We start from the raw sequence: 9152 nt of genomic DNA, 5'->3' as shown, positions 1-9152 counted from the left end.
CTTGTAATAGAGCCATTAAGATTCTGGTATTCTAAAGTAATTTTTTTGATTTTTCTAGCAGTAGAGGGTAAAATCAACTCTGTTTTAGTGAATAAATCAAGCTGTGGAGCGTTGGTAATTTGCCCACTCTCTTTTGGGGTAATCACAGGTGTAAAGGGGTCGCGTCCTCTTGTGGTTGCATTGGTTTCATTGTTGTTTTCTGTTAGAGAGGGAGCATTAGGCTCTGATATTTCTGTTTGCGCATTGTTTTTGGGTTGTGTTTGGGCGTCGCTAGGGGGTGTTGGATTTTTTTGCATATCAATGTTGAGAGTTGGAATCTCTGGCAAAGATTCTGCTTTCTCTTGCGCGAGTAATCCATTTGTAGAGATTATCATCACTACGCTACAAATTAATTTTAGATGTTTCATTGTGGTTCAAGTCCTTTCAATTCAAAAAGTTCTTTTTGTAGATTTGCATTCTCGTGCATTAGCCGTTTGACTTCCTTGCGTATTTGAGATTCTTTGTCTTTAATATCCAGAAGCACGCTTAAGGAGTTTGTGCCAAAGAGCAAATTGCCAAAATAAACTCCCAATAAACAAATCAACAAAACAAGGCTTAAAAAGGGTAGGAGTTTGTAGAATCCACCCTTTTGAAATGCAGTAGATTCCATTATTTGTTAAAAAGTTTTTTACCCAAATAAACAGGAAATGTCAATTCATTTTCAATTGCTAGTAAGCGATTATACTTCGCCATACGCTCACTTCTAGCGGTAGAGCCTGTTTTGATTTCACCGGTATTTAATGCCACAGCAAAATCTGCGATGAAGCTATCTTCACTTTCTCCGCTGCGGTGGCTCATAATGCAACGATAATGATTGCGTTGTGCTAGGCGAATTGTTTGCATTGTTTGGCTGATTGTGCCGATTTGATTAGGCTTGATAAGCACGGCATTTGCGATATTCTTTACGATTCCTTCTTCTAAGATTTTAGCATTTGTTACAAACAAATCATCTCCCACAAGTTGCACTTTGTCGCCGAGTTTTTTGGTGAGTTTGCTCCAACCCTCCCAATCGTCCTCGCTCAAGCCGTCTTCAATAGAGGCAATAGGATATTTTGCGATTAATTTTTCATAATATTCAATCATCTCCTCGTTGCTTAAGTTTTTGCCCTCGCCTTTGAGGCAATAAATACCCTCATCATTAACAAATTCACTGCTTGCCACATCTAATGCAATCGCGATTTGTTCCCCCTCTTTATAACCCGCTTTTTTCACCGCTTCTAAGATGATTTGAATTGGCTCTTCGTTTGTTTTGAGGTTGGGGGCGAATCCTCCTTCATCACCGATGCTCGTAATATGTTTGGAATCCTTGAGTAGTTTTTTGAGATGTTGATAGATTTCGGCACTTGCGCGCAATGCTTCACTGAAGCATTCAAAGCCCACAGGCATAATCATATATTCTTGAAAATCTACCGTATTATCCGCGTGGCTTCCTCCATTGATGATGTTCAGCATTGGCACAGGCAAAGTCAGTGCATTTGCTCCACCCAAATAGCGATAAAGCGGAAGATTTAGGCTTTTTGCTGCTGCACGCGCAACTGCCATAGAAACGCCAAGCGTTGCATTTGCCCCTAGATTGGAAAAGTTTTCTGTGCCATCAATTTCTATCAAAAGATTATCTATTGCGCTTTGGTCAAAAGGGCTTAAGCCCGTGATAGAATCGCAAAGGGTTGTATTGACATTTTCACAAGCCTTTAAGACGCCCTTGCCCAAAAACCGCTCGTCTTTATCGCGCAATTCCAAAGCTTCTCTCTTGCCTGTGCTTGCGCCACTTGGAACGATTGCACTTGCGGCTATGCCATCACTTAAAAGAATGGTGGTTTTCACCGTTGGATTTCCCCGACTATCTAATACTTCTTGCGCACTCACTTCATCAATGTAAATCATTCTATCTCCTTTTTTGGTTGGTCATTTGTTTTTTGGGAAGTTTTGGATTCTTGATTTTCTTGCAAAGATGCCTTATCCTCTTCACTTAGGGTAAAGCCTCCTGCACCCGCAATAGCGCAGCAAGATTTATTTTGTGATTCTTGCGCTAGGGCAACATTTCCATATGTGCTTAAAAGAATCGCAATACAACTTATTTTTAAAATTAATTGTCTCATTTTCTTTCCTTAATCCATTTCGTTAGTATCATCACTAGACAAGTCATCAGAAATAGAAATAGAAGCTTTGATTTTTTCTCCAATTTCTTTTGCAATCTCTGGATTTTCTTTTAAAAAGGCTTTCGCATTTTCTTTGCCTTGTCCAAGTTTTTTGTCTTGATAGCTCAACCACGCACCGCTTTTATCTACAATATCTAGTTTCACGCCATAGTCAATGAGTTCGCCCTCTTTGCTGATGCCTTCGCCAAACATAATGTCAAACTCTGCTCCTCTAAAGGGCGGAGCGACTTTATTTTTGACAACTTTTGCCTTGACGCGATTCCCGATATTTTGTTCGCCTTGTTTCAAGGTTGCGATTCTGCGGACATCAATTCGCACGCTTGCATAAAATTTAAGTGCATTGCCTCCTGTCGTAGTCTCTGGGCTTCCATAGCCCATTACACCAATTTTCATACGAATTTGATTGATAAAAATCACCGTGGTATTCATTTTGTGAATCACACCTGTTACTTTTCGTAGTGCTTGGCTCATTAAGCGCGCCTGCAAGCCTACGTGTTGGTCTCCCATATCGCCGTCAATCTCACTTTTTGGCGTGAGAGCCGCCACAGAGTCAATCACGATTAAATCTACGCCACCACTTCTTGTGAGTGTTTCTAGGATTTCTAAGGCTTGTTCGCCAAAGTCTGGTTGAGAAACGAGCAGATTTTCTACATCTACGCCTAGTCTCTTGGCGTAAGTAACATCTAGTGCGTGTTCTGCGTCAATAAACGCACAGATTCCACCCGCCTTTTGACATTCTGCAACGATTTGTAACGCCAAAGTCGTTTTTCCTGAACTCTCTGGTCCATAGACTTCAACAATGCGTCCCTTTGGGACTCCTCCAATGCCAAGTGCAATATCAAGCCCTAAAGAACCTGTGCTAATGGCGTCAATCTTTTCTACCGGTTTATCTCCAAGCCTGATTAATGCGCCCTTTCCAAAGGCTTTATCAATTTGCTTAATGGCAAGTTCAATCGCTTTTTGTTTGTTTTCGTCTAAAGCCATTTTTTCTCCTAAAAAATTAAAATTCTATTGTAGCCAAAAACACATAAAAATTTCAAAATAAAATATTTTCAGTGTGCAGCTTATACTATATGGTAAGGGACGCACCTTTGAAAACGAACTTCACCTCTATTTTTGAGTGCATTTGATTGTGATAAAATTGCCTTTATTCCTTAATTGCGAGCTATTGCACATTTTTGCTCACAAAGGCTATAAAAGTATTTAGAATAGAGTAGGCAAATGGGTAAGAATCCATATTTGTATCCAAGTTTTGACACAATCACAGAACTAAAAGAGGTGTTAGAGAGATGAAATACAAAGTTAAATTTACATAAACTTTTAAAAAGGTTTATAAAAAATTAGAGCAAAAAGATAAAAATTTGCTTCTTAAAGTCGTTGAAAGATTGGCAAATGATGAAAACTTAGAAGGAAATACAACGAGTGCGCACTTAAAGGTTTGGCGGAAAGAATAGAATCTAAAGTGATGAATTATAGATTTTTGAGAGAACGATAAGAACACCTTGCTATTATAGTTTTATGAATGGATTTGCAAGTGTGGGTGTGTTGGCAATTCACCCAAACTTGCTTGCCATTACTTGCGCAATGCGCGATGAAAATTTTAAAAATTTTCTTACAAGGAAGGTTAGCACGCGTTAATGCTCTTGAGTTTTTAAAATAATTTCGCGCGTATCTCTTGCAATCATCAGCTCTTCGTTGGTTGGAATCACGCAAACCTTGACTTTAGAATCGGGAGTAGAAATAATGCCCTCTTTGCCCACGGTTTCAAGGTTGGCAGATTCGTCAAGATTGATTCCCAAAAAGTGTAAATGTGAAACGATTTTCCCGCGAATAAATTTCGCATTTTCTCCTACACCTGCGCAAAACGCAATCGCATCAACTCCTACAAGTGCCGCAGTGTAAGCACCGATATATTTTGCCACACGATAAGCAAAAACTTCCCTCGCAAAACGCGCTTTCAAGTTGCCCTCTTCATCGGCAGCAAGCAAATCTCTAAAATCACTAGAAAGCCCAGAGATTCCAAGCACACCAGATTTTTTGTTTAGGATATTGAGTACTTCTTTTGTGCTTAGATTTTCTTTTTGCGCAATATAATCAATAATTGCAGGGTCTAAATCTCCACTTCTTGTTCCCATAACCAAGCCTTCAAGTGGAGTTAAGCCCATACTTGTATCTATGCTTTGACCATTTTTGACAGCGCAAATGCTAGAACCATTACCCAAATGGCAAGTAATAATGCGAGAATTTTCAAGTGGAATCCCCAAAAATTCTGCTGTGCGTTTAGAAACATAGCTATGGCTTGTGCCGTGGAATCCGTAGCGGCGGATTTTGTATTTTTCGTAATACTCATAAGGTAAGCCATAAATATAAGCGTGTGGTGGCATACTTTGGTGGAATGCAGTGTCAAAGACGGCAACCATAGGAGTGTTCGGCATTAAATGCTTACAGGCTCGGATTCCTAATAAATGTGCAGGATTGTGTAGAGGGGCTAAATCGGAGCATTCCTCAATGTGTTGAATCACTTCGTCATTCACGAGTGCAGAATGGGTAAAATGCTCGCCTCCATGCACGATTCTGTGTCCTGTGGCTTTGATTTCGTTTAGGGATTTGATAATGCCGTCTTTTGAGTCTATTAAAGCTTCAAGCACGAGTTTAATAGCGACTTCGTGGTCTTGCATATCCACATTTCTTGTAATTTTATCTCCGCCTTTGGGTTTATAGCTGAATTGTCCATTTGCGATTCCGATTCTATCGCACAATCCAGAGGCTAAAACTTCCTCTGTGTTGGTATTGATAAGCTGATATTTGAGTGAAGAACTCCCACAATTAATAACTAAAACATCCATATTTACTCCTTGTTTTGTTGGGCTTGAAGAGCAGTAATTGCAATCACGCCGACTATATCTTCGCTGCTACAACCGCGTGAAAGGTCATTAACAGCACCGCCGATTCCTTGTGTAATAGGTCCATAAGCTTCCGCCTTTGCCAACCTTTGCACTAATTTATAGCCAATATTGCCCGCGTCCAAATCGGGGAAAACAAGCACATTGGCATTTCCTGCAATAGGGCTATCGGGAGCCTTGGATTGACCCACACTCGGAACGATTGCCGCATCAAGTTGAAGCTCCCCATCTAAAGCAATCTCTGGTGCTTCTACTTTGGCAATGCGCGTGGCTTCTATGACTTTATCTACATCGGAGTGTTTTGCACTTCCTTTTGTAGAATGTGAAAGCATAGCAACCAAAGCTTTTTTGCCTACGAGTGCTTCAAAACTCTTTGCGGAATCTATGGCAATAGAGGCGAGCTCTTGCGCATTAGGATTTTGCACCAAGCCGCTATCAGCAAAGATAAAGATTCCATTTTCACCATAATCACATTGAGGAACAATCATCAAGAAAAATGCAGAAACTAATTTAGAATCTTTCTTTGTCCCTAGAATTTGTAAGGAAGCGCGAAGTACATCTGCAGTGGAGTTAATCGCACCTGCAACCATACCATTTGCCTTTTTAGATTTTACAAGTGCGACACCAAAATAAAGGGGATTTTCAAGCAGGAGCGCGCGCGCGGATTTTTCGCTCAAACCCTTGTGCGCACGAAGCTTGACAAACAATTCCACATAAGATTCTAACATATCACAGCTTGTAGGATTGATAAATTCCGCTGTGTCTAGTTGCAGGTTATGTTCTTTTGCGCGTTGCTTGATTTCTGCTTCTTCCCCGATTAAGATAATCTTTGCGATTTTTTCTTGTAATGCGCTATGCGCGGCTTGTAATGTGCGCAAATCGTTTGTTTCTGGCAAAACAATCGTTTGAATATCTGCCCTTGCCTTTTCTTTGATTATTTGAATAAAATCCATGCGAACCCTTTGTAATTTTAAGATTTTATCTATTTTAAGATTTTTTATAATAAGGAGTGTATAAACTTAGTAAAAAAATGGAAAATTTTTTAGGAGTGTGTAAATTTTTCCCTTAATATCTTTTTTCCAAATTCTACACCGGGTTGATTGTATGTATCAATTTGTAGCAAAATTCCCACGCAAGAGGTCAGTAATTCATAATACAATACAAGTGCGCCCACGCTTTGTTCATTTAGAGAATCAATTAAGATGGAATCCACAGGAACATTTTGAGAAATAATGCTCTCTTTAGTGGAAATACATTGCAGTTTCAAAAGTTGATTAAAAGAAGTTTGATTGACAAAATCCGTAGATTCTAAGCCTTGTAGTCTGATATTTGGAATGTAAAGAGGTTTTTGCGAAAGATTTTTAACACTTAGGAAAGTTACGGTTTTATTCGCAGGTCCTTGCATAATGAGCTGCAAAAAAGAATGTTGGTCAATGCTTCCAATTAGCGCAATAGGTGTCAAACCGCGTCTTTGTTCATACATATCTAGTTTGCCTAAGGATTCCCCCCATAATTGCACATACCAAGCATTAAAATGACGAAAAACACTAGAATAAGAAAACAAGACATTAATAGGATAGTTACTTTCGTTTCTTGCTAAAAATAATGCCTTTTTTAACACATTGTCTTTACGTTCTTCAAAGAATCTATGGCTTACAATGCTTGCGCCTTTTAAAATTGCCGCAATATCATAGCCCAAAATCGCAAGAGGCAATAATCCCACTGCGCTTAATACAGAGAATCTCCCACCAATATTTGGTTTAATCGTTACGGATTCTATCTCTTCGCTTTTGCTCCATTTGAAAAGGGGGGAATTTTCATCTGTAATGGTAAGTAGGTGCTTTTTACGCTCTTTTTTGAGGAGGGAGAATCGCGCCAAAATGTATTTAAAAAGCGAAGTGGTTTCAATCGTAAGTCCAGATTTTGAAATCACAATAAAAAGTGTATCTTCGTATTTGACGCGTTGCAAGTCTTTTCTGATAATAATCGGGTCGGTGTGTTCTAAAAACCGCAATTTAATTTTTTTGCGATGGCTTTGATGAGATAAAAGCGCGTCAATCGCCTTTGTGCCAAGCGAACTACCACCAATACCAATGATAATGACATTAGAAATAGAATCCAAAAAGGTTTTGTTGCGCTGAAGATAATCAAAAATCGCTTCATTTTTTGCAAAAGGCAAATCATAATATCCACTAAGCTGACTATTGCGCTCTACTAGAACTTTTTGAAAAAATAAATCCAGATTTTCTTTTGCAAAAAAGTTGGGATTTTTTTGCAAAAAACGCGCATAAGTGTTTGTGAGCGTGAGCATAAAACTACCTAAAGACTAGAGCCGACGAAACTTGCCATATCTACCAATCGCGTGGAATAACCCCATTCATTGTCATACCAAGCGACAACTTTGAGTTGATTCTCTCCCACAACCACCGTGCAATCTGGAACAAAAATGCTACTATAAGTGCTTCCGATAAAATCTCCTGAAACGCGTTTTTCATTATCTACTAAAATAAGATTTTTGAATGTTCCTTGTGCAGCATTTTCAAAGGCAGCATTGATAGATTCTTTGCTTACAGAAGTTTTTGTAACACAAGTCAAATCCACAAGGCTTACATCAGGAGTTGGCACGCGAACAGAAAAGCCGTTGAGTTTGCCTTTGAGCTCGGGCATCACAAGCCCTATCGCTTTGGCAGCACCCGTAGAAGTTGGAATCATATTTAAAGCTGCTGCGCGTGCGCGTCGCAAGTCTTTGTGCTTGGAATCTAAAAGGTTTTGGTCGTTTGTATAACTATGAATTGTTGTCATCAAGCCATTGAGAATCGTAAAATTATCGTGCAAAACCTTTACAATTGGTGCAAGCGCATTTGTAGTGCAACTTGCGTTTGAAATGACAGATTCTCCTTGATAGTTTGTGTGATTGACGCCATAAACAAAAGTTGGCGCGTCTGTGGCAGGAGCGGAAATCACGACGCGTTCAATACCTCCATAGAGGTGCGCACTTGCTTTGTTGAGGTCATTAAAAGCACCAGTGCATTCTATTACGAGTTTTGCACCAAACTTTCCAAAGTTTAATTCTTTAATGTCTCGTGTGCTGATGATTTGAATTTCTTTTTGTTTGCCAATTTGAATGCTGTTTTCACTCAATTTTTCTACTTTACTATTTTTTTGCACAGAATCATATCTTAGCAAATGAATGAGCGTATCAATTGGCATAGTCGTATTGAGTGCAACGAGCTCTAAATCTTCGCGTTCGCTCAAGATTTTGCATACACATAAACCGATTCTACCTGTTCCATTAACTGCAACTTTTAAAGCCATTGATTCTCCTTGAAAAAGCAATTCTAAAATTTTTTAATATTATTTAAAACTTCCTTATAGATTCTTAAAGGAGGAGATAAAGTTTAAGATTGTAATTTTGGATATTTTGCTTTATTTTTTGAGAATAAATTTATTTTTTTCTAACAAAAGTCTTGAAAATCGTAAATTTATGCTACAATAACGCGTTTTTAAACTTTTTATGGAGGTTTCCAAAATGAACAAATCAGAATTTGTTGACTTAGTAAAAGAAGTCGGAGAGTATGAGACAAAAAAAGAGGCTGAAAAAGCAATTAGCACTTTTACAGCGGCAGTAAGCAAAGCACTTGCTAAAAAAGAAAGCATTGAACTTGTAGGTTTTGGTAAATTTGAAACTGTGCTTCAAAAAGGAAAAGAGGGTGTTGTTCCTGGAACAAATAAAAAATACAAAACAAGCGATAAATTTGTTCCTAAATTTAAGGCTGGAAAAGGTCTTAAAGATGCAGTAGTTGCCAGCAAAAAAGGCAAAAAATAACTCTCTTTCGCCCAACACCTCTTTGTTGGGCAATTCTCCTGAACTACTTTGTTGTTGTCCCCGTAGCTCAGTAGGATAGAGCACACGATTCCTAATCGTGAGGTCATGCGTTCGAATCGCATCGAGGACACCACAAACCTTAGCTATTCTTATGAGATTCTACAATCTATAATAAAAACTTAAAAAATACAGAATTCCTTAACCTAATAGGACGCCAAAGCTGTT

Annotated in this window: 9 protein-coding genes, 1 tRNA gene and 1 pseudogene; 2 read left to right on the top strand and 9 right to left on the bottom strand. The window is 38.8% G+C overall.

Going from position 1 to position 9152, the window contains the following annotated elements; translation table 11 throughout:
• The 9 genes and pseudogenes from Q1553_RS04020 to gap all read right to left on the bottom strand — a co-directional run.
• Positions 1 to 407, bottom strand: a pseudogene (locus Q1553_RS04020) (hypothetical protein); the annotation flags it as partial.
• Positions 404 to 649 (bottom strand): hypothetical protein, encoded by a 246-nt coding sequence (locus tag Q1553_RS04015; protein WP_297571811.1) that lies wholly within the window; start codon positions 647 to 649, stop codon positions 404 to 406. The gene Q1553_RS04015 and the pseudogene Q1553_RS04020, both read right to left, overlap by 4 nt.
• Positions 649 to 1923: a phosphopyruvate hydratase gene (gene eno, locus Q1553_RS04010; RefSeq protein WP_297571809.1), complete on the bottom strand. Its 1275-nt coding sequence runs from the start codon at positions 1921 to 1923 to the stop codon at positions 649 to 651. Before eno ends, Q1553_RS04015 begins: the two co-directional genes overlap by 1 nt.
• The gene (locus tag Q1553_RS04005; RefSeq protein ID WP_297571806.1) at positions 1920 to 2138 is read right to left on the bottom strand and encodes a hypothetical protein; all 219 of its coding nucleotides are present in this window, start codon (positions 2136 to 2138) and stop codon (positions 1920 to 1922) included. The genes eno and Q1553_RS04005 overlap by 4 nt, the downstream gene beginning before the upstream one ends.
• A 9-nt stretch (positions 2139 to 2147) precedes the next feature.
• Positions 2148 to 3182: a recombinase RecA gene (recA, locus tag Q1553_RS04000; RefSeq protein WP_297571804.1), complete on the bottom strand. Its 1035-nt coding sequence runs from the start codon at positions 3180 to 3182 to the stop codon at positions 2148 to 2150.
• 650 nt (positions 3183 to 3832) lie between these two features.
• Entirely contained in the window at positions 3833 to 5044 is a 1212-nt protein-coding gene (locus tag Q1553_RS03995; RefSeq protein ID WP_115551881.1) for an acetate kinase, read from the bottom strand.
• A 2-nt stretch (positions 5045 to 5046) separates the two neighbouring features.
• Entirely contained in the window at positions 5047 to 6054 is a 1008-nt protein-coding gene (gene pta, locus Q1553_RS03990) for a phosphate acetyltransferase (protein ID WP_115551880.1), read from the bottom strand.
• Positions 6055 to 6143: 89 nt separating this feature from the next.
• Positions 6144 to 7412: a glucose-6-phosphate isomerase gene (locus tag Q1553_RS03985; RefSeq protein WP_115551879.1), complete on the bottom strand. Its 1269-nt coding sequence runs from the start codon at positions 7410 to 7412 to the stop codon at positions 6144 to 6146.
• 8 nt (positions 7413 to 7420) lie between these two features.
• On the bottom strand, positions 7421 to 8416 hold the full coding sequence (gene gap / locus Q1553_RS03980) for a type I glyceraldehyde-3-phosphate dehydrogenase (RefSeq protein ID WP_300761100.1): 996 nt from the start codon (positions 8414 to 8416) through the stop codon (positions 7421 to 7423).
• A gap of 214 nt (positions 8417 to 8630) precedes the next feature.
• Between gap and Q1553_RS03975 the strand changes: the two genes are divergently transcribed.
• Positions 8631 to 8927 carry an HU family DNA-binding protein gene (locus Q1553_RS03975; RefSeq protein WP_115551877.1) on the top strand — a complete coding sequence of 99 codons (297 nt, stop codon included), beginning with the start codon at positions 8631 to 8633 and terminating at the stop codon, positions 8925 to 8927.
• A gap of 56 nt (positions 8928 to 8983) precedes the next feature.
• Positions 8984 to 9060 (top strand) — tRNA-Arg (locus Q1553_RS03970).
• The last annotated feature ends 92 nt before the right edge of the window (positions 9061 to 9152 follow it).

This window comes from Helicobacter sp. UBA3407 (assembly GCF_949747025.1).
Classification (GTDB): domain Bacteria; phylum Campylobacterota; class Campylobacteria; order Campylobacterales; family Helicobacteraceae; genus Helicobacter_D; species Helicobacter_D ganmani.
The sequence above is the reverse complement of the archived record's forward strand: the minus strand, read 5'-3'. Positions and strand labels throughout refer to the sequence as shown.